Origin of the sequence: Variovorax sp. Varisp41, assembly GCF_047325085.1 — a bacterium.
Taxonomy (GTDB): Bacteria; Pseudomonadota; Gammaproteobacteria; order Burkholderiales; family Burkholderiaceae_C; genus Variovorax.
This window is the reverse complement of the sequence record NZ_CP168540.1, coordinates 6111720-6130619: the sequence shown is the minus strand read 5'-3', so window position 1 is coordinate 6130619 and position 18900 is coordinate 6111720. Positions and strand designations below refer to the sequence as shown.

Sequence of the window (18900 nt, the reverse complement as noted above, 5' to 3'; positions counted from 1 at the left end):
CCCACCATCGCACACACACCATGAGCCAGAACCCCACCGACAACGGCGTCGAATTCATCGGCATGATCCAGGGCCAGAAGGTCTCGGAGATCCATACCGCCCAGGGCCCGGCGATCGACCGCGACTACGTGCGCGCCTTCGCCCAGGCGCACGAGCAGGCCGGCTTCGACCGCGTGCTGGTGCCGCACCACTCGACCGGCCCCGATGCCACGCTGACCGTGGCCTACGCGGCCTCGGTCACCGAGCGCATCCACTTCATGCTCGCGCACCGCCCGGGCTTCGTGGCGCCCACGCTGGCGGCGCGCCAGTTCGCCTCGCTCGACCAGTTCAGCGGCGGGCGGCTCGCGGTGCACTACATCTCGGGCGGCTCCGACGACGAACAGAAGCGCGACGGCGACTGGCTCGACCACGACCAGCGCTATGCGCGCACCGACGAATACCTCGATGTGCTGCACAAGGTCTGGCAGGCCGACAAGCCCTTCGACCACGAGGGCGCGCACTACCGCGCGCTCAACGCCTTCTCGGAGGTCAAGCCGCTGCAGACGCGCAACGGCCGCCCGCACGTGCCGGTGTATTTCGGCGGCGCCTCGGAAGCCGCGATTCCCGTGGCCGGCAAGTACGCCGACGTCTACGCGCTGTGGGGCGAGTCGCTCGAGCAGGCGCGCGAACTCACGACCCGCGTGCGCGCCGAGGCCGCGAAGCATGGGCGCAGCGTGCGCTTCTCGGTCTCGTTCCGCCCGATCCTGGCCGAGACGGAGGAGCAGGCCTGGGCCCGCGCCGACCACATCCTGGCCGAGACGAAGCGGCTGCGCGTGGTGCAGGGCTACAACCGCGGCGGCCCGCAGCAGAGCGAGGGCGCCAGGCGCCTGCTGGCCGCGGCCGGACAGGGCACGCGGCTCGACAAGCGGCTGTGGACCGCGGTCGCGCAGGAGATCGGCGGGCGCTCCAACAGCACCGCGCTGGTCGGCACGCCCGAGCAGGTCGCCGATGCGCTGCTCGACTACTACGACCTCGGCGTGACCACCTTCCTGATCCGCGGCTTCGATCCGCTGGAGGACGCGGCCGACTATGGGCGCGAACTGATCCCGCGCACGCGCGAACTGGTGGCGCAGCGCGCGGCTTCGGTCCGCAAGGCCGCCTGACCACCCTGCCTTCCTCCCTCCCCCGCTGGGGGAGGGCCGGGGTGGGGGCACGCGGCGCATCCACCGCCCCACCCCGCCGCCACCGCCGCGTGCCCCCATCCCGACCTTCCCCCAGAGGGGGAAGGAGCAGATACCCAAAAGGACATCCCCATGAGCGCCGTTCTTTCCATCGACCGCAACGCCTCGGCCCTGAAGCTCAACCCGGTGCCGACGCAGAAGTACTGGTTCGACCCGATCCCGCCGCGCACCAGCGTGCAGGCCGAGCGCCGCCACCGCCAGGAGCGCCTGGCGGGCGCCTTCCGCCTGTTCGCGCGCTTCGGCTTCGCGCAGGGCCTGGCCGGCCACATCACCGCGCGCGATCCCGAGCTGGCCGACCACTTCTGGGTCAACCCGCTGGGCATCCACTTCTCGCGCATCAAGGTCTCCGACCTGCTGCTGGTCAATGCCAGGGGCGAGACCGTGATCGGCGACCGCCCGCTCAACAAGGCGGCCTTCGCGATCCACGCGGCGATCCACGAGCACAACCCCAAGATCGTCGCGGCCGCCCACACCCACTCGACCTACGGCAAGGCCTGGTCGACCCTGGGCCGCAAGCTCGACACGCTGACGCAGGACAGTTGCGTGTTCCACGACGACGTGGCGCTGTTCGACGACTTCACCGGCATGGTGGTCGACACCAGCGAGGGCGAACGCATCGCGCGGGCACTGGGCGACAGGAAGGGCGCGATCCTCAAGAACCACGGCATCCTGACCGCGGGCCCGACGGTGGAGGCCGCGGCCTGGTGGTACATCGCGCTCGACAACGCCTGCCACACGCAGCTGCTGGCCGAGGCCGCCGGCACGCCGCAACCGATCGACGAAGCCACGGCGCGCCACACGCACGGCCAGATCGGCGGGCCCGAGGGCGCGATCCATTCCTTCGACAGCCTCTACCAGGGGCTGGTCGAGGCCGAGCCCGAGCTGCTGGACTGACTCCTTCTTTCTCCTGGAACCGCCGATGAACGCATCCCTCTCCCGCCGCCGCCTCCTGCGTGCCGGCGGCGCCGCCGCCGTGGTCGCCTCGGGCGGCCTGATCGCCTCGCAGGCCTTCTCGCAGTCCACGCGCAAGCTGACCTTCGCCTGGAACGCCGCGGCCTTCTGCCTCTCGCCGGTGGTGGTGGCGCAGGAGCGCGGCTACTTCGAACGCAACGGCCTGCAGGTCGAGCTGATCAACTACACCGGCTCGACCGACCAGTTGCTCGAATCGCTGGCCACGGCCAAGGCCGACGCGGCGGTGGGCATGATCCACCGCTGGCTCAAGCCGCTGGAGTCGGGCTTCGACGTGAAGATCGTCGGCAGCTCGCACGGCGGCTGCGTGCGCCTGGTGGGCGCCAGGGCCGCGGGCGCCACCAGCCTCGCGAGCCTCAAGGGCAAGATCATCGGCGTGTCGGACATCACGAGCCCGGGCAAGAACTTCTTCTCGATCCTGCTCGCCAAGAACGGCATCGACGCCGAGCGCGACGTGACCTGGCGCCAGTACCCGGCCGACCTGCTCGACCTCGCGGTGCAGAAGGGCGAGATCCACGCCATCGCCGACGGCGACCCGAACGTCTACCTGATCGAGAAGCGCAACAAGGGTGCGTTCGTCGAGATCGCGAGCAACCTCACGGGCGAGTACAAGGACAAGGTCTGCTGCATCGTCGGCGCGCGCGGCGAGCTGGTGCGCAAGGACAAGGCCACCGTGGCGGGCCTGGTGCGCGCCATCTCGCAGGCCTCCGACTACGTGGCCGAGAACCCGAACGAATCGGCCAGGCTGTTCGCCAAGTATTCGCCCAAGGTGCCGGTGGAGGACCTGCGCGCGCTGCTGGGCACGCTCACGCATGCGCACCATCCGCTGGGCCGCAGCCTGCGCGACGAGGTCGCGTTCTACGCGGCCGACTTCCGCAACGTGGGCGTGCTCAAGAAGAGCACCGACCCGGCGCGCTTCGCGGACCACGTGTCGTACGACCCGCTGGCCTGAGCACGGTCACGCCATGACGAACCGCATGCCATCCGCCAGCCGCCGCCGCTTCATCGCCCAGGGCGGCGCCGCCGCGACCATCGCCGCCCTGCCCGCCTTCGCGCTGCAGGCCCGTGCCCAGGCGCGCCCGCTGCTCAAGGCCGGCGACCAGAAGGGCGGCCTGCGCGCGCTGCTCGAGGCTGCGGGCGGGCTCGAGGGCCTCTCGTACGACATCCAGTGGTCGGAATTCCCGGCCGCCGCGCCGCTGGCCGAGGCCTTGAACGCGGGCGCCGTCGATTCGGGCCCGATCGGCGATGCGCCGCTGATCTTCGCGCTCGCGGCCGGCACGCGCGTGAAGGCGATCGGCGCCAACCGCTCCGACTCCTACGGCACGGCCGTGCTGGTGCGGCCCGATTCGCCGCTCAGGAGCGCGGCCGAGCTCAAGGGCAAGAGCGTGGCCACCAACCGCGGCTCCATCGGCCACTATGTGACGCTCAAGGCCATCGTCGCGGCCGGGCTGAAGCCCGAGGACATCAACCTGCGCTTCCTCGCGCCGGCCGACGCCAAGCTCGCGCTCACGCAGGGCTCGGTCGATGCCTGGGCCACCTGGGAGCCCTACACCGCGCTGGCCGAGACCAGCGGCCATGCGCGCGTGCTCGCCAGCGGCCGCGGCTTGCTGCCGGGCCTGAGCTACCTCGCGGCCACCGACGCGGCGATCGCCGCCAAGCGGCCGGTGCTGCAGGACTTCCTGCAGCGCGTGGTGCGCGCGCAGCAATGGTCCTATCGCAACGTCGATGCATTCTCGGCCACGCTCGCGCGCATCATCGGCATCCCGCCCGAGGCCGCCAGGCTGCAGTTCGAGCGGCGGCAGCAGAAGTGGGTGCCGATCGATGCGCAGGTGGTCGCCGACCAGCAGGGCACGGCGGACTTCTACCGGCAGGTGGGGCTGATCAAGCAGGGGCTCGATGTGAAGACCACCTTCGATACCGGCTTCGGGATCGGCATCGCAGCCTAGCTAACCGGCATCCACCGCGCGCGCCAACTGCGCCAGCCGCTTCGCCATCGGCTCGAACAGCTCGGCCGAGGTGTTGCCGTAGCCCAGCACCAGCCCGTTGCAGTCCGGCCCGAGCCGGATCGCGGCGGCCGACAGCGGCATCGGCGCCATGCGGTGGCGCCGCGCCTCGGCGGCGATGCGGCGGTCGTCGAAGCGCGCGGGCAGGCGCAGGGTGAGGTGCATGCCGCAGTGACCGCCGTCGATGGTGTGCGGCAGCCTGAAGTGGCGCTCGAGCGCGGCGCGCAAAGCCTGCTGGCGCTCGCGGTACAGGCGCCGCATGCGGCCCAGGTGGCGGCTGAACTGGCCGCTCTCGATGAAGTCGGCCAGCGCGAGCTGCTCGTGGCGATGGCCGCCGCGCAGCATCTCCTCGAGCGGCGCGCGCACGGTGGCCAGCAGGTCCTCGGGCAGCACCAGGAAGCCCAGCCGCAGCGAAGGGAACATGGTCTTGCTGAAGGTGCCCACGTAGAGCACCGGCGCCTGCGGCACCAGCCCCTGCATGGCGGCGATGGGATCGCCGGTGTGGCGAAACTCGCTGTCGTAGTCGTCCTCGATGATCCAGGCGCCGTGCGCGCGCGCCTGCGCAATCAGCGCGAGCCGCCGCGCGATGCCGAGCACCACGCCCGAGGGGTACTGGTGCGAGGGCGTGGCATAGACCAGCCGCGGCGTTTGCAGCCGCCAGTCCTCCTCGCTCGCGCGCAGGCCGCCGGCATCGACCGGCATCGGCACGATGCGCAGGTCGCCCGCGTGCATCGCGGACTTGGCGCCGCGGTAGCCGGGGTCCTCGACCCAGGCGGTGTCGCCCGGGTCGGTGAGCAGGCGCACGCACAGCGCGATGGCCTCCTGCGCGCCTTCGGCGATCACCACCTGCTCGGCCGTGCAGCGCACGCCGCGCGCCAGGCCCAGGTGCTGCGCGATGGCGGCGCGCAACGCGGGCTCGCCGAAGGGATTGCCATAGCCGAGCGCGGCATGGCCGGCGCCGCGCAGCGCGCGGTCGAGCGCGCCGCGCCAGGCCGCGATCGGGAAGTGCGACAGCGCGGGCACGCCGGGGCGCAGCGCGAGTTCGGGCTCGGCGCGGCTTCCCATGGGATGGATGCGCGCGAGCCGGCCCGCGGTGGCGGGCACGGCCGGCGCGCGCGGGCCGCGGCGCGGCGGCGCGGGCGCGGCCAGTTCCATCACGCGCGTGCCCTGGCGGTCGGGCCGCAGGTAGCCCTCGGCCGCGAGATGCTCGTAGGTGGCCGTGACGGTGTTGCGCGACACCGCGAGCGCCTCGGCCAGCGCGCGCGAGCCGGGCAGCCGCGTGCCGGGCGCGAGGCGGCCGTCGAGGATGGCGCGCTTCAGGCGCTCGTGGAGCTGGCGCTGCATCGAGCCGGCCTCGCGCTCGCGTGTGAGCGGCGCCTCGAGCAGCACGCGGCGCACGGGGTCGGACAGGGTGGCGGAGGAGTCGGCGGCATCGGTCATCGGGCGTTTCTCGTGGCACCATGAAATGCTTCTACGGTGGCACTTCTCGTGGCGCCACGGCGGGCGTACTGTAGCGCCTGTCGTCACCGAAAGAGAGTTCCCCATGCCCGCCTCCCCCACCCCGCACACCCCACTCACCCCGCGCACCAACCAGTTCGGCCAGACCATCGGCGCCGCCCTGCCCGGCTGGTCGCCGCGCCCGAAGCCGCCGCGCACGCCCATCGAAGGCCGCCTGTGCCGGCTCGAACCCTTGTCGGCCGAGCGCCACGCGGCCGACCTGCATGCCGCCCATGCGCTGGCACCCGACGGCCGCGACTGGACCTACCTCTCGGTGGAGCGCGCGCCCGACGCCGCGAGCGCGCGTGCCTACGTGGAGCTGCTCGCGCAGAGCGCGGACCCGATGCACTTCGCGGTGATCGACAAGGCCACGGGCCGCGCCGTGGGCAGCCTCGCGCTGATGCGCATCGAGCCCAACCATGGCGTGATGGAGGTCGGCCACGTGACCTTCTCGCCGCTGCTCAAGCGCACGCCGCTGTCGACCGAGGCCCAGTACCTGCTGATGCAGCTGGTCTTCGACGAGCTCGGCTACCGGCGCTACGAATGGAAGTGCGACAACTTCAACGCACCCTCGAAGAAGGCGGCGCAGCGCCTGGGCTTCCAGTTCGAGGGCGTGTTCCGCCAGGCGATCGTCTACAAGGGCCGCACGCGCGACACGGCCTGGTTCTCGATCGTCGACGGCGAATGGCCGGCGCTGCGCGCGGGCTTCGAGCAATGGCTCTCGCCCGCCAACTTCGATGCCGACGGCAGGCAGCGTCGGTCGCTCGAACAGGTGCGTGCGGCCGCGGCCTGAAGCGCCTCAGGCCGCGGCGGGCGCGGGCAGTTGCTCGCCGAGGAAGGCCAGGAAGGTCTTCACCACCTCGGGCAGGGTGCGGCCCGCCAGGGTCTGCAGTTCGACCGCGCGGCCGCGCATGCCGCGCTCGCGGATCTCCGCCGCGTGCAGCTCGCCGCGCCGCACGCGGTCGCGCACCGTGATCTCGCCCGCGATCGTGAGGCCGCCGCCGTGCAGCACGAAGCTGGCCAGCGACTCGAAACGGTTGCTGACGAGCACCGGTTCGAACACCAGTCCGCGCTGGCTGCAACCCACGTCGAACAGCTGGCGCACGGTGTTGTCGGCGCCCGAGAGCGCGATCGGGTACGGATGCATCTGCGCCAGGGTCACGGTGCGCAGCTTCGCGAGCGGATGGTCGGGCCGCATCACGGCGAACACCGAGGCCGGCTGGCGCCGCTCGACGCGGATGCCGTCGACCGCGGCGCGGCTGTAGGTCAGACCGATGTCGGCCTCGCCGAGCAGCACCGCCTCGGTCACCTCGGCCGGCCGCGCGGCGCGCAGCTGGAACTGGATGCCCGGGTGTTCGGCGCGAAAGTCCGCGATGGCGCGCGGCAGGAACTCGTTGGCGAAACCCGAGGAACAGGCGAGGCGCACCCGCCCGCGCTTCAAGCCCTGCAGCCCGCGGATGTCGGACACCACGCGCTCGGCCTCGAGCGCGCCGTGCAGCGCATGCGCGGCCAGCAGCTCGCCCGCGGGACTCGCGACCATGCCGCGCGGATGGCGCTCGAACAGCGGCACGCCGAGCAGGTCCTCGAGCATCGCCACCTGGCGGCTGATGGCCGAGGGGCTGACGCTGAGCCGCTCGGCCGCGACCGTGAGCGAGCCGCTGCGGGCCACCTCGAGGAAGTAGCGCAGGGCGGTGTCCTGCAGGCGGTGGGCGGTCATGGCGGGCTTTCGCTTTGCGTAAAACGCAAAGATATCGCCAAAAAACGGCAATTGTTCAAAAGCAGGCGGCTGCCTAAGCTGCACGGTGGCCGCCCCGCCCCCCTTCCCTCACCCCCACCGAACGATCCGCGCATGCACCTCCCGCTCCTCCACCGCCCCGCGCCCCGCCCACGCACCCTGCTCGCCCTGCTGGCCGCCGCCCTGATCGCCGGCACCGGCCTGGCCCAGGCGGCCGACCTGCCGCAGGCCGAGGCCGAACGCCACGCGCAGGCCAGCTACCGCGAGTACTTCGAGCTGCTCTCGCTGCCCAACGACGCGATCGTTCCCGAAGACATCCGCAAGAACGTGGACTGGCTCGCCAAGGCCTTCGAGAAGCGCGGCTTCGCGACGCGCCAGCTCGACAACGACGGCAAGCCGATGCTCTATGCCGAGCTGCCCGGGCGCGACCCGGCGCGCAAGACCGTGCTGTTCTACATGCACCTCGACGGCCAGCCGGTGATCCCCGCGCAGTGGGCGCAGAAGAGCCCGTGGACGCCGGTGCTCAAGCGCCGCGCGGCCGACGGCGGCTGGGAGGAGATCGATGCCGCGCCGCTGTTCGACGGCCCGGTCGATCCCGAGTGGCGCGTGTTCGGCCGCGCCTCGGCCGACGACAAGGGCCCGATCATGATGATGCTGGCCGCGATCGACGCGCTGAAGGCGGCCGGCGGCACGCCCGCGGTCAACGTCAAGGTGATCCTCGACAGCGAGGAGGAGAAGGGCTCGCCCTCGATCGCCAAGGTGATGCAGGCGCACCGCGAGCTGCTGGCCTGCGACGCCATCGTGATCCACGACGGCCCGATGCACGCCACCAACCGGCCCACCCTGGTGTTCGGCAACCGCGGCGCGGCCGAGGCGCGGCTCACGGTCTACGGCGCCAAGGTGCCGCTGCACAGCGGCCACTACGGCAACTACGCGCCCAACCCGGCGCAGCGGCTCGCGACCCTGCTGGCCTCGATGAAGAACGAGCAGGGCCGCGTGACCGTGGCCGGCTACTACGACCGGGTGCGCATCAGCGCGGCCGACCGCCAGGTGATGGCCGCGGTGCCCGACGACGAGACCGCGCTGCGCCGCCGCCTGGGCATCGCGCGCACCGACAAGGTGGGCGCCAACTACCAGGAGGCGATGCAGTACCCCTCGCTCAACGTGCGCGGCATGGCCTCGGCGGCGGTCGGCGACAAGGTCGCGAACATCGTGCCCGACCGCGCGGTGGCCGAGCTCGACCTGCGCACCACGCCCGATTCCGACGCCGCCTACCTGGGCGCGCTGATCGAGAAGCACATCGTCAAGCAGGGCTACCACCTCGTGAAGGGCACGCCCAGCGACGAGGACCGCGCGCGCTACGACAAGCTCGCGACCTTCAGCTACCAGAGCGAGGGCGCCGACGCGGCCGGCGCGCCGATCGATTCGGCGATCGGGCGCTGGGCCTACAAGTCGCTGACCGACAGCTTCGGCGCCACGCCGGCACCGGTGCGCATCCGCATGATGGGCGGCACGGTGCCGACCGCGGAGATCGTCAAGGTGCTGCAGGTGCCGTTCGCGATCGTCCCGCTGGTGAATGCCGACAACAACCAGCATGCGGCCAACGAGAACCTGCGGCTGGGCAACTACGTGAGCGGCGTGCGCACCATCTACAGCCTGATGACGCACCCGCTCTGAACGAACGGAGGCTCAGGCGCCCTTGCCGGGCTTCTGCGCCTGCTCGCACTTCACCTGGATCCGCTCGCGCTCGTCGAGCGTGGCGCCGATGCGCACCGCGCTGAGGCAACCGCCCCAGACGCAGCCGGTGTCGGTCGACAGCAGGTCGGGCCGCGACACCCAGCCCAGCGTGGACCAGTGGCCGAAGGCGACCGTGGCTTCGGCCGTGCGGCGACCCGGCACGTCGAACCAGGGCATGTAGCCCGCGGGTGCCTGGGCCGCGTCGTCCTTGGTCTCGAACTCCATCGTGCCGTCGACGGTGCACAGCCGCAGCCGCGTGAGCGCGTTGACGATCACGCGCAGCCGGTCGCTGCCCGCGAGCGCATCGCTCCAGCGGTCGGGCTGGTTGCCGTACATGGTGGTGAGGAATTCGCCGAGGTCGGGGCCACGCAGCACCGCCTCGAGCTCGCCCGCGTGTGCACGCACGTCGGCCACGCTCCACTGGGGCAGCACGCCCGCATGCACCATCAGCAGGTCGCGCGCGGCCGCGCCCGAACCGATGCGCCGGTGCAGCGCCATGTGCTGGTGGCGCAGCCAGTCGAGCATCGCCTCGCGGTCGGGCGCGGCCAGCAGCTCGGCCAGCGTGTCCTTGCGGCCGGACTTGCGCACGCCATGCGCCACGCCCAGCAGGTGCAGGTCGTGATTGCCCAGCAGGCTCAGCGCCGCGCCGCCCAGGCGCTGCGCGCGCCGCAGCACCTGGGCCGATTCGGGGCCGCGGTTGACCAGGTCGCCGAGCAGCACCGCGGTGTCGCGGCTGGGAGAGAAAGCGAGCTCGTCGAGGAGCCGGCCGAGCGCGCTGTCGCAGCCCTGGATGTCGCCAATCAAGTAAAGTGCCATCTCCTCATTCTCTCCCCCCGTACATGGATGTCTTCCTGCTGGCCTTGCTGACCACGCTCAACGCGTTGTTCGCAATGTCCGAAATGGCCCTTTCCACCAGCCGCCGCGCGCGCCTCGCGGCATTGGTCGAAACCGGGGATACGGGCGCCGCCGCGGCGCTCAAGCTGATGGAGTCGCCGACCCAGTTCCTCTCGACGGTGCAGATCGGCATCACCTCGATCGGCATGCTGAGCGGCATCGTGGGCGAGGCCGCCTTCGCGGCGCCGCTGGCGGTGTGGATGGAGAGCGTGGGCATGGGCGCGGGCACCGCCAGCGTGGTGTCGACCGCGGTGGTGGTCACCTGCATCACCTTCTTCACGATCATCTTCGGCGAGCTGGTGCCCAAGCGCATCGGCCAGCTCTACCCCGAGCCGGTGGCGCGCTGGGTCTCGCGCCCGATGCGCGGCCTGGCCAAGGGCGCCAAGCCCTTCGTCTGGCTGCTCGCGGGCGCCACCGCCACCGTGCTGAAGCTGCTGCGCATCGACGCCAACGCGGCGCGCTCGGTGACCGAGGAAGAGATTTCCGCCAGCCTCGAGGAAGGCGTGGACGCCGGCGTGATCGAGCAGCACGAGCACCAGATGGTGCGCAACGTGTTCCACCTCGACGACCGGCGCCTGTCCTCGCTGATGATCCCGCGCGCCGACATCGAATGGCTCGAGGCCTCGTTCAGCGTGGCCGAGGCGCTGCAGAAGGTGGCGGCCGCGGGCGCGCTCAACCTGGTGCATTCCTGGTACCCGGTGTGCCGCAACTCGCTCGACGACGTGGTCGGCGTGATCAGCGTGGCGCACCTGCTGCGGCTGGGCCCGGCCCACGTCGGCACGCTGGGCCAGGAGGCCACGGCCGCGGTGTTCGTGCCCGAGACGCTGACCGGCATGGAACTGCTCGAGCAGTTCCGCGCGCGCGCCGGCCGGCTGGTGTTCGTGGTCGACGAATACGGCGTGGTGCAGGGCCTGATGACGCCGCGCGACCTGCTCGAAGCGATCACGGGCGAGTTGCAGCCCGGCATGCAGACCGACGCCTGGGCTCACGAGCGGCCCGACGGCATCTGGGAGCTCGACGGCCTGATGCCGGTGTCGGAGCTGCGCGCGCGCCTGGGCATCCGCGAGCTGCCCGACGAGGAGCGCGGCCTCTACAACACGGTGGCCGGCCTGCTGATGGCGGTGTCGGGCCACCTGCCCTCGGTGGGCGAGCACATCGACTGCGCCGGCTGGTGCTTCGAGGTGACCGCGCTCGAAGGCCGGCGCATCGACCGCGTGCGCGCCTCGCGCGATCCCTCGGTGCCGTCCGGCGGCGACGACTGACGCGAGCGGAGCGCCGATGCTGTCGCTGCTCGCGCTCGCTTGCCCCCAATGCTCCGCGCCGCTGCCGCGCGCGGCGCGCTGGCGCACCGTCAACTGCAGCTACTGCGGCGCCACCATCTCGCGCGGCGAGGAAACGGTCGAGCGCGAGAGCTTCCGCGCCGCGTTGCAACGCGCCAATGCACGGGGCGCCGACGGCGCGCGCCTGCTGCGCTGGCGCGGCGCGCGCTACCGCGTGCTGGCGCCGCTGGCCACCGGCGAGCACAGCGAGGTGCTGCTGGCCGAACGGCTCGGCGCCCTGCCCGAGCGCGTGACCTTCAAGCTGGCGCGCGGCCGGGAGGGCGCCGAGGCGCTGGCGCGCGAGCATGCCGCGTTGCAGGCCCTGCAGTCGCTCGCCATGCCCGGCGCCGCCTATTTCACGCGCCGGCTGCCGCAGCCCGTGGGCCTGGGCGCGACCGGCGCCGACGACGGATCGGAAGACGGCCGCCAGGCGCTGGTGCTGCGCCATCCGACCGGCTACTGGGGCAGCCTGCTCGACGTGCAGCGCGCCAACCCGCAGGGCATCGATGCGCCCCATGCGGTCTGGCTCTGGCGCCGCATGCTCGAGGTGCTGGCCTTCGTGCACGACGCGGGCTGGACGCACGGCGACCTCTCGCCCGCCCATGCGCTGGTGCATCCGCGCGACCATGGCGTGCTGCTGATCGGCTGGTCGCGCGCGCGGCACGACACGGCACGCGCCGCGGACGACCTCGCGCAGAGCGCCTGGGCGGTGCGTGCCGTGCTGCATGGCCACGAAGGCCTCGGCGAACCGGGCACCGGCGCCGCGCCCGCACCGCTGGCCGCGCTGCTGCGACGCTGCAGCGAGGACCCCGGCGAATGCCGCCGCCTCGGTGCGCGCGGCATCGAGCAGGCGCTGTCGGCGGCCGCGCGCGAGGCCTTCGGCGCGCCGCGCTTCATTCCCTTCGATCCCGCGCCGCTCGGCGGCTGACGGTCCTTTCTTCTTCTCTCTTCACGACGAGGAACATCCATGGGTTACGGAAACTATTCGCACGCCGCGCACGCGGCCCTGGTCGCGGACCGCGCCACCAAGTCGGGCGCCGAGGTCTTCACCCAGACCGCCACCCATCCGCTGATGGACCCGCGCGGCCTCAAGGTGCGCGAGGCGCGCGACAACGCCGACCATCCGAATTCGCTGGGCATCGTGTTCGCGCTCGACGTCACCGGCTCCATGGGCGACATCCCGCAGACGCTGGCGCGCCGCGAGCTGCCGACCTTCATGAAGCTCTTGACCGACTGCGGCGTGGCCGATCCGCAGCTGATGTTCATGGCGATCGGCGACGCCACCTCCGACCGCGCGCCGCTGCAGGTGGGCCAGTTCGAATCCACCGCCAACCTGATGGACCAGTGGCTCACCTGGAGCTACCTCGAGGGCGGCGGCGGCGGCACCGGCGAGGAGAGCTACGAGCTGGCCTTCTACGTGATCGCGCAGCACACCGACATGGACTGCTGGGTCAAGCGCAAGAAGCGCGGCTACCTGTTCGTGACCGGCGACGAGCTGCCCTACCCCGCCGTCTCGCGGCACCAGATCGAGGGCCTGGTCGGCGAGAAGCTCGACGAGGACATCCCGATCGAGGAGGCCATCGCGGCCGCGGCCGAGACCTGCCACCTGTTCTTCCTGATCCCCGACGCACAGCGCCGCCGCCGCTGCGAGCCGCGCTGGCGCGAACTGCTCGGCGACCACGTGATCTGCATGGACTCGCCCGACGACGCCTGCGCGGTGGCCGCGGGCATCGTCGCGCTGACCGAGAAGGCCGTGCCCAGCCTCGACGAGCTCGGCCGCGTGATGGCCGCGACCGGCAGCGTCGACAAGGCGCGCATCAACGGCGTGCTGCATGCGCTCGACGGCTATGCGGCGCTGCTCGATCCGAACAAGCCGCGCCACGCGCCGCCGAGCGCCGCCGCGTCGGCACCGCGCTCGTCGTGGTGGAAGCGCCTGTTCGGCTGACCCCTTCGCGCGCGTCGTGAGCACCGGCGCCACGCGCTATCTCTCGCTGCTGGGCCTGGGCTTCGGCGACTGCGGCAAGGGGCTCTACACCGACCACTTCTGCGCCGCGCTGCGCGCCCACACCATGGTGCGCTTCAACGGCGGCGCGCAGGCCGGCCACAACGTGGTGCTGGCCGACGGGCGCCATCACACCTTCTCGCAGTTCGGCGCCGGCAGCTTCCAGCCCGGCGTGGTCACGCTGCTCGCGAGCCCGGTGGTGGTGCATCCCACGGCGCTGCTCGTCGAGGCCGCCGTGCTGCGCGACAAGGGCGTGCCCGACGCGCTCGCGCGCCTGCGCATCGACGCGCGCTGCCGCGTCACCACGCCCTTCCACCAGGCCGCGGGCCGGCTGCGCGAATGGGCGCGCGGCGAGGCGGCCCATGGCAGCTGCGGCGTGGGCGTGGGCGAGACCGTGCGCCAGGCACTGGCCGCGCCCGACCTCGCGCTGCGCTATGGCGACCTGTTGCAGCCGGCGCTCGCGTTCGAGAAGCTCGAGGCGCTGCGCCTCGTGTTGCTGCGCGAATTCGCACCGCGGCCCGATCTCGATTGGCAGCGCGAACAGACGCTGCTGGCCGATGCCAGCCTGTCGCAGCGCTGGCTCGCGGCCGCCGAACCCTGCCTGCGCGCCGCGCCGCCCGCGGGCGTCGATGCGGTCGCCGAGCAACTGGCGCGGCCCGGTGCCGTGGTGTTCGAGGGCGCGCAGGGTGTGCTGCTCGACGAATGGCGCGGCTTCCATCCGCACACGAGCTGGAGCACGGTCTCGACCGCCGCGGTCGAGACCGTGCTGCGCGACGCCGGCCTGGGCACGCCGCCCGTGCGGCACCTGGGCGTGCTGCGCAGCTACCTCACGCGCCATGGCGCCGGACCGCTGCCCACGCACGATCCCGCGCTCGCCGCGCGGCTGCCCGAGCCGCACAACGCCGACTTGGGCTGGCAGGGCGCGTTCCGCCGCGGGCATCCCGATGCCGTGCTGCTGCGCTATGCGATCGCCGCGGCCGGCACGCTCGACGGCCTGGTCGCGAGCCATCTCGATGCGATCGGACGCGCGGGCCTGCGCTGGTGCGAGGGCTACCGCGATACGGATGGGGAAACCATCGCGCAGCTCGCGTTGGGCCCCGAGGCGGACCTCGATCATCAACTGCGCCTGACGCGCCTGCTGGAGCGCGCGCAACCGGTCTATGCGGAGGCCGGCATCGCGAGCGAGCGCGACTGGCTCGAACGCGTGGAGGCCGCGAGTGGCCTGCGCGTGCAGTGGGGCTCTCACGGCCCCACGCGCGACACCCTCGAGGCGCTGCGGCCATGAGCACGACCGACGACACCCGCTTCTGGGACCGCGGCGCGCGCAAATACGCGCGCGGTGCGGTCGCGGACCCGGCCGGTTACGAGCGCACGCTGGACCGCACGCGCGGCCTGCTACGGCCGAACCATGGCGTGCTCGAACTGGGCTGCGGCACCGGCAGCACTGCGCTACGGCTCGCCGGTGGCGTGCGGCGCTATCTCGCGACCGACATCTCCACCGAGATGATCGCGATCGCGCAGGAGAAGCTGGCCGCCCAACCCGTTGCGGCCCTCGCGCTGCGCACCGCGACCGTGGACGAACTCGCGACCGGCGCCGAACGCTTCGACGCGGTGCTGGGCTTCAACTACCTGCACCTGGTGCGCGACCTGCCGGGCACGCTGCGCGGCATCCATGCGCTGCTGGCAAGCGATGGCCTGTTCGTGTCCAAGACACCCTGCCTCGGCGACATGCCGGTGCCGTTGCGCCTGCTCCTGCTGCCCGCGATCCGCGTGGCCCGCGCGCTCGGCAAGGCGCCGCACGTGTCGGTGTTCGACACGGCGCAACTGAGCCGGCGGATCGAGGCGGCGGGCTTCGAGCTCCTCGCCACCGAGCGCCATGGCTCGAAGTGCGGCGATCCGCGCGCCTTCATCGTGGCGCGCAGGCGATAGGGCCGCCAACGCCCATCGGCCAAAACGGCGGCCGCACGAGGCCGGACAAATCCCTATCGCGCCCGCGCGCGCGATGCCTACCATGCGGCACCGGGCCGATGCCCCGCACCGCTGGGAGACACCATGACGATTTCGACGCCGCGGCATCGCGCCCGCGGCTGGCTGTTGGCGCTCGCTTGCGCCGCGCTCGGCACGGGCGTGGCGCCTGTCCACGCGCAGGCGCTGCAGCTCAAGTGGGGCCATGTCTACGAGGCCTCGAGCATCTTCCACCAGCAGGCCGAGCTCGCGGCGCGCAAGATCGCCGAGCAGTCCGAGGGAAAGATCAGGATCGAGGTGGTGCCCGCCTCGAAGCTCGGCCAGGAGAGCGACTACCCGCTGATGCTGGCCAACGATTCGGTGCAGATCGCCTACGTCACGGCCGCCACGCTGGCCGAGGGCTATGCGCCGCTGCGCCTGGGCAGCTATCCCTTCGCCTTCAAGGACCTCGACCACGTGCGCAAGTACCTCGCGAGCCCGCTGCTGGGCCAGCTCATGAAGGGCTACGACGAGCGCAGCGGCAACCACCTCGTGGCCTCGGTCTACTACGGCGCGCGCCAGGTCACCTCGAACCGGCCGCTCGCGCGGCCCGAGGATTTCCGCGACCTGCGGCTGCACGTGCCCGATGCCTCGGCCTACCAGCTGTTCGCCACCGCGCTCGATGCCAGGCCCGTGACCCTGCCCTACGTCGGCCTGTATGACGCGCTGAAGAAGAACGAGGTCGAGGCGCAGGAATATCCGCTGAGCACGGTGAAGGCCAAGAAGCTCTACGAGGTGCAGAAGTACGTGCAGCTCACGGCCCACGTCTACGACACGCTGGGCATCGTGATCGGCAAGGCCGCCTGGGCCAGGCTCTCGGCGCCGCAGCAGGCCATGGTCGAGAAGGTGCTGGTCGACGGCGCCAAATGGACCAACGTGGGCGTGATCGCGGGCGAGCTGGAAGACGAGCAGTTCCTGCGCGGCAAGGGCATGACGGTGTCGCAGGTCAACCGGCAGCCCTTTCTCGAGCGCATCGCGCGGCGCTCCACGCCCGAGCAACTGGGCGCGCGGCCCGGCGACTGGGCGAAGCTGCAGGCACTCGCCAACTGATCGCTCGCGCCTGTTGGCGAACCGGCCGCGCTGCTGCACACTGGCGAGCGGCATGCGCCCTGACCGCATTGCCGGGAGCACACCGTGGAATTCCTCCTGGACCCGAATGTCTGGATCGCCTTCGCGATGCTGACCGCCCTCGAGATCGTCCTGGGCATCGACAACATCATCTTCATCTCGATCCTGGTCGGCCGGCTGCCGCCCGAGCAGCGCGACAAGGCGCGCCGGCTCGGGCTGGGCTTCGCGATGGTCTCGCGGCTGTTGCTGCTGTTCTCGCTGAGCTGGGTGATGGGCCTCACGGCCGACCTGTTCCACGTCTTCGGCCAGGGCATCAGCGGGCGCGACATCGTGCTGCTGCTGGGCGGCCTGTTCCTGCTCTACAAGGCCTCGCACGAGATCTTCCTCGAGGTCGAGGCCGGCGAGGAACACGGCCCCGATGCCGCGGAGGACGGGGGCGCGCGCAAGGCCGCGTTCTGGGGCGTGATCGGCCAGATCGCCATCATCGACATCGTGTTCTCGCTCGACTCGGTGATCACCGCCGTCGGCATGGTCGACCAGATCGCCGTGATGGTGGCCGCGGTGGTCGCCTCGGTCGGCGTGATGCTGGTGGCCGCCAAGCCGATCGGCGACTTCGTCGACAAGCATCCCTCGGTCAAGGTGCTGGCGCTGGCCTTCCTCGTGATGGTGGGCATGGTGCTCACGGCCGAGGCCTTCGACAAGCACGTGCCCAAGGGCTACATCTACGCGGCGATGGCCTTCTCGCTCGCGGTCGAGGCGCTGAACATCCGCGCGCGCGGCAAGCGCACCGCGGCGCGGGCGCTGAAGGCACGGGCCGAGGCGGGCAAGGCGCCCTGACCGGAACGACTCACTAACGCATCTCTGTGGCATTATCCGGCCGCCATTCCCCAGACGACCGACGAGATTCCACATGATCCGCAAGAACCCGCGCGGCGACCTGCCGCAGATCCATCCGAGCGCCTTCGTCGACCCGACCGCGATCCTCTGCGGCCTGGTCGTGGTGGAGGGGAACGTGTTCATCGGCCCCTATGCCGTGATCCGCGCCGACGAGACCGATGCGAACGGCCACATAGCCCCCATCGTCATCGGCGCGCACTCGAACATCCAGGACGGCGTGGTGATCCATTCCAAGTCGGGTGCGCCGGTGACGATCGGCGAGCGCACCTCGATCGCGCACCGCGCCATCGTCCACGGGCCGTGCCGGGTGGGCCAGGGCGTGTTCATCGGCTTCAACAGCGTGCTGTTCAACTGCGCGGTCGGCGACGGCAGCGTGGTGCGCTACAACGCGGTGGTCGACGGCTGCGAGCTGCCGCCGAACTTCTACGTGCGCTCCACCGAGCGCATCGGCCCCGAGACCGCCCTGGATGGACGGCCGACCGTCTCGGTGGATGCGAGCGAGTTCTCGGAGGACGTGGTGCGCACCAACAACGCGCTGGTGCAGGGCTACAAGAACATCCAGAACGAGTTCTAGGCTAGGGCCTGTTCACACTATGCAAGGGGTCGCGAAGCTCGCCAAAGCCCGCCCATCAAGGCGCGCGACGACGCGTGTGCGTGCGCACACGCTAGGAGGGCAACGCCGAGGGGCGGGCTTTGGCGAGCTTCCCTCCGGGTTGCCCCGCAAAGGGGCCGTCTGCGGCGTTGCCCGCGCTTGCAAGGCATCAGCCTTGCTGCGCGCGGGCGCCTTGCATCCAGCCCCTTTGCGGGGCAACGCGACCCCTTGGATAGTGTGAACAGGCCCTAGTGCCCTCAGCCTGCGCCATAGGCCGGCTGCGGAAATTCCAGTTCGACGCGCCGGCACGCGCGCGGGAAGATCGTGGCCACCGAACGCCACGAAGGAGCCCGCGATGCACCTCTCCCCGCCATTCCCCCACCGCGCCCTGCGCGCGATGCTCCTCGCGGCCGCGTTCGCCGCGGCCGCCAGTGCCTCGGCGCGCGACACGGCCGTGGCGGTCACGCCCGAGCAGCGCTTCCAGCTCGCGCTCGAGGCCCAGTCCGCGCGCGACTACCGTTCGATGATGTCGCTGCTGCGCGAGGCCGGCGCGTCGGGCCATCGCGAGGCGCAGGAGATGCTCGGCGTGGTGCTGCTGGCCGGGCCGCTGCTGTACGGCAACGGCGTGCCCGCCGACCGCTGCGAGGCCCGCCACTGGGCGCGCGAGGCGGCGCGCCAGGGCAGCGAGGTCGGCCAGCACCAGCTGCACCTGCTCAACCGCGCGCGCAACGCGCCCATGGGCAGGGAGGCCTGCGATGCGCAGCGTTCCTGAGTTCGCGCGCGGGCTGCTCGCGCGGCACGGCGCGCTGGGCCTGCTGCAGGCCTGGCGCATGCTGCTCGCGGCGGTCGCGGTGGCGGCCTTCGCGGCATCGGTCGATGCGGGCAGCGACGAAGCACCGGCCGCCACCTGCACGACGGGCGACTGCGTCCGGGCCGCGGCCTGCGAGCATCCGTCGCGCTAGC

19 protein-coding genes are annotated in these 18900 nt (G+C 71.7%); 16 read left to right on the top strand and 3 right to left on the bottom strand.

Annotation, left to right across the window (positions count from 1 at the left end; all coding sequences use genetic code 11):
- Positions 1 to 20 precede the first annotated feature (20 nt).
- The 4 genes from ACEN9J_RS28450 (at position 21) to ACEN9J_RS28435 (ending at position 4135) form a co-directional block, all read left to right on the top strand.
- Positions 21 to 1142, top strand: a complete 1122-nt coding sequence (locus tag ACEN9J_RS28450) for an LLM class flavin-dependent oxidoreductase (RefSeq protein WP_413762674.1) — start codon at positions 21 to 23, stop codon at positions 1140 to 1142.
- A 150-nt stretch (positions 1143 to 1292) separates the two neighbouring features.
- Positions 1293 to 2114 (top strand): class II aldolase/adducin family protein, encoded by an 822-nt coding sequence (locus ACEN9J_RS28445; RefSeq protein WP_057597846.1) that lies wholly within the window; start codon positions 1293 to 1295, stop codon positions 2112 to 2114.
- 25 nt (positions 2115 to 2139) lie between these two features.
- Positions 2140 to 3141, top strand: coding sequence for an ABC transporter substrate-binding protein (locus tag ACEN9J_RS28440; RefSeq protein ID WP_261210847.1), 1002 nt, complete (start codon positions 2140 to 2142; stop codon positions 3139 to 3141).
- 13 nt (positions 3142 to 3154) lie between these two features.
- Positions 3155 to 4135, top strand: a complete 981-nt coding sequence (locus tag ACEN9J_RS28435) for an ABC transporter substrate-binding protein (protein WP_413762673.1) — start codon at positions 3155 to 3157, stop codon at positions 4133 to 4135.
- Here the strand turns inward: ACEN9J_RS28435 and ACEN9J_RS28430 are convergent, their stop codons facing one another.
- Positions 4136 to 5632: a PLP-dependent aminotransferase family protein gene (locus ACEN9J_RS28430; RefSeq protein ID WP_413762672.1), complete on the bottom strand. Its 1497-nt coding sequence runs from the start codon at positions 5630 to 5632 to the stop codon at positions 4136 to 4138.
- Positions 5633 to 5735: 103 nt separating this feature from the next.
- On the opposite strand from ACEN9J_RS28430, the gene ACEN9J_RS28425 reads away from it, so the two are divergent.
- Positions 5736 to 6482 (top strand): GNAT family N-acetyltransferase, encoded by a 747-nt coding sequence (locus ACEN9J_RS28425; protein ID WP_413762671.1) that lies wholly within the window; start codon positions 5736 to 5738, stop codon positions 6480 to 6482.
- 6 nt (positions 6483 to 6488) lie between these two features.
- Here the strand turns inward: ACEN9J_RS28425 and ACEN9J_RS28420 are convergent, their stop codons facing one another.
- A complete protein-coding gene (locus ACEN9J_RS28420) occupies positions 6489 to 7406 on the bottom strand; it encodes a LysR substrate-binding domain-containing protein (protein WP_413762670.1) in 918 nt (305 codons plus the stop codon).
- A 132-nt stretch (positions 7407 to 7538) separates the two neighbouring features.
- On the opposite strand from ACEN9J_RS28420, the gene ACEN9J_RS28415 reads away from it, so the two are divergent.
- Positions 7539 to 9101, top strand: coding sequence for a M20/M25/M40 family metallo-hydrolase (locus ACEN9J_RS28415; protein WP_413762669.1), 1563 nt, complete (start codon positions 7539 to 7541; stop codon positions 9099 to 9101).
- Positions 9102 to 9113: 12 nt separating this feature from the next.
- Here the strand turns inward: ACEN9J_RS28415 and ACEN9J_RS28410 are convergent, their stop codons facing one another.
- The gene (locus tag ACEN9J_RS28410; RefSeq protein WP_413762668.1) at positions 9114 to 9977 is read right to left on the bottom strand and encodes a symmetrical bis(5'-nucleosyl)-tetraphosphatase; all 864 of its coding nucleotides are present in this window, start codon (positions 9975 to 9977) and stop codon (positions 9114 to 9116) included.
- 23 nt (positions 9978 to 10000) lie between these two features.
- Here ACEN9J_RS28410 and ACEN9J_RS28405 point away from each other — a divergent pair, with 23 nt between their 5' ends.
- The 10 genes from ACEN9J_RS28405 to ACEN9J_RS28360 all read left to right on the top strand — a co-directional run bounded on the left by ACEN9J_RS28405 (position 10001) and on the right by ACEN9J_RS28360 (position 18899).
- Entirely contained in the window at positions 10001 to 11317 is a 1317-nt protein-coding gene (locus ACEN9J_RS28405; RefSeq protein WP_261210840.1) for a hemolysin family protein, read from the top strand.
- A gap of 16 nt (positions 11318 to 11333) precedes the next feature.
- On the top strand, positions 11334 to 12302 hold the full coding sequence (locus tag ACEN9J_RS28400) for a protein kinase family protein (protein ID WP_413762667.1): 969 nt from the start codon (positions 11334 to 11336) through the stop codon (positions 12300 to 12302).
- A gap of 39 nt (positions 12303 to 12341) precedes the next feature.
- Positions 12342 to 13319, top strand: coding sequence for a hypothetical protein (locus tag ACEN9J_RS28395; protein WP_057591938.1), 978 nt, complete (start codon positions 12342 to 12344; stop codon positions 13317 to 13319).
- 16 nt (positions 13320 to 13335) lie between these two features.
- Positions 13336 to 14661, top strand: a complete 1326-nt coding sequence (locus tag ACEN9J_RS28390; protein WP_413762666.1) for an adenylosuccinate synthetase — start codon at positions 13336 to 13338, stop codon at positions 14659 to 14661.
- Positions 14658 to 15305 (top strand): class I SAM-dependent methyltransferase, encoded by a 648-nt coding sequence (locus ACEN9J_RS28385; protein WP_413762665.1) that lies wholly within the window; start codon positions 14658 to 14660, stop codon positions 15303 to 15305. The genes ACEN9J_RS28390 and ACEN9J_RS28385 overlap by 4 nt, the downstream gene beginning before the upstream one ends.
- A gap of 123 nt (positions 15306 to 15428) precedes the next feature.
- Positions 15429 to 16430: a TRAP transporter substrate-binding protein DctP gene (gene dctP / locus ACEN9J_RS28380; protein WP_296736886.1), complete on the top strand. Its 1002-nt coding sequence runs from the start codon at positions 15429 to 15431 to the stop codon at positions 16428 to 16430.
- Positions 16431 to 16556: 126 nt separating this feature from the next.
- Positions 16557 to 17285: a TerC family protein gene (locus tag ACEN9J_RS28375; protein ID WP_413764627.1), complete on the top strand. Its 729-nt coding sequence runs from the start codon at positions 16557 to 16559 to the stop codon at positions 17283 to 17285.
- 73 nt (positions 17286 to 17358) lie between these two features.
- Positions 17359 to 17919: a carbonate dehydratase gene (locus tag ACEN9J_RS28370; RefSeq protein ID WP_413762664.1), complete on the top strand. Its 561-nt coding sequence runs from the start codon at positions 17359 to 17361 to the stop codon at positions 17917 to 17919.
- Positions 17920 to 18292: 373 nt separating this feature from the next.
- Positions 18293 to 18709: a sel1 repeat family protein gene (locus ACEN9J_RS28365; protein ID WP_413762663.1), complete on the top strand. Its 417-nt coding sequence runs from the start codon at positions 18293 to 18295 to the stop codon at positions 18707 to 18709.
- A complete protein-coding gene (locus tag ACEN9J_RS28360) occupies positions 18693 to 18899 on the top strand; it encodes a hypothetical protein (RefSeq protein WP_057591944.1) in 207 nt (68 codons plus the stop codon). Before ACEN9J_RS28365 ends, ACEN9J_RS28360 begins: the two co-directional genes overlap by 17 nt.
- Position 18900 lies beyond the last annotated feature (1 nt).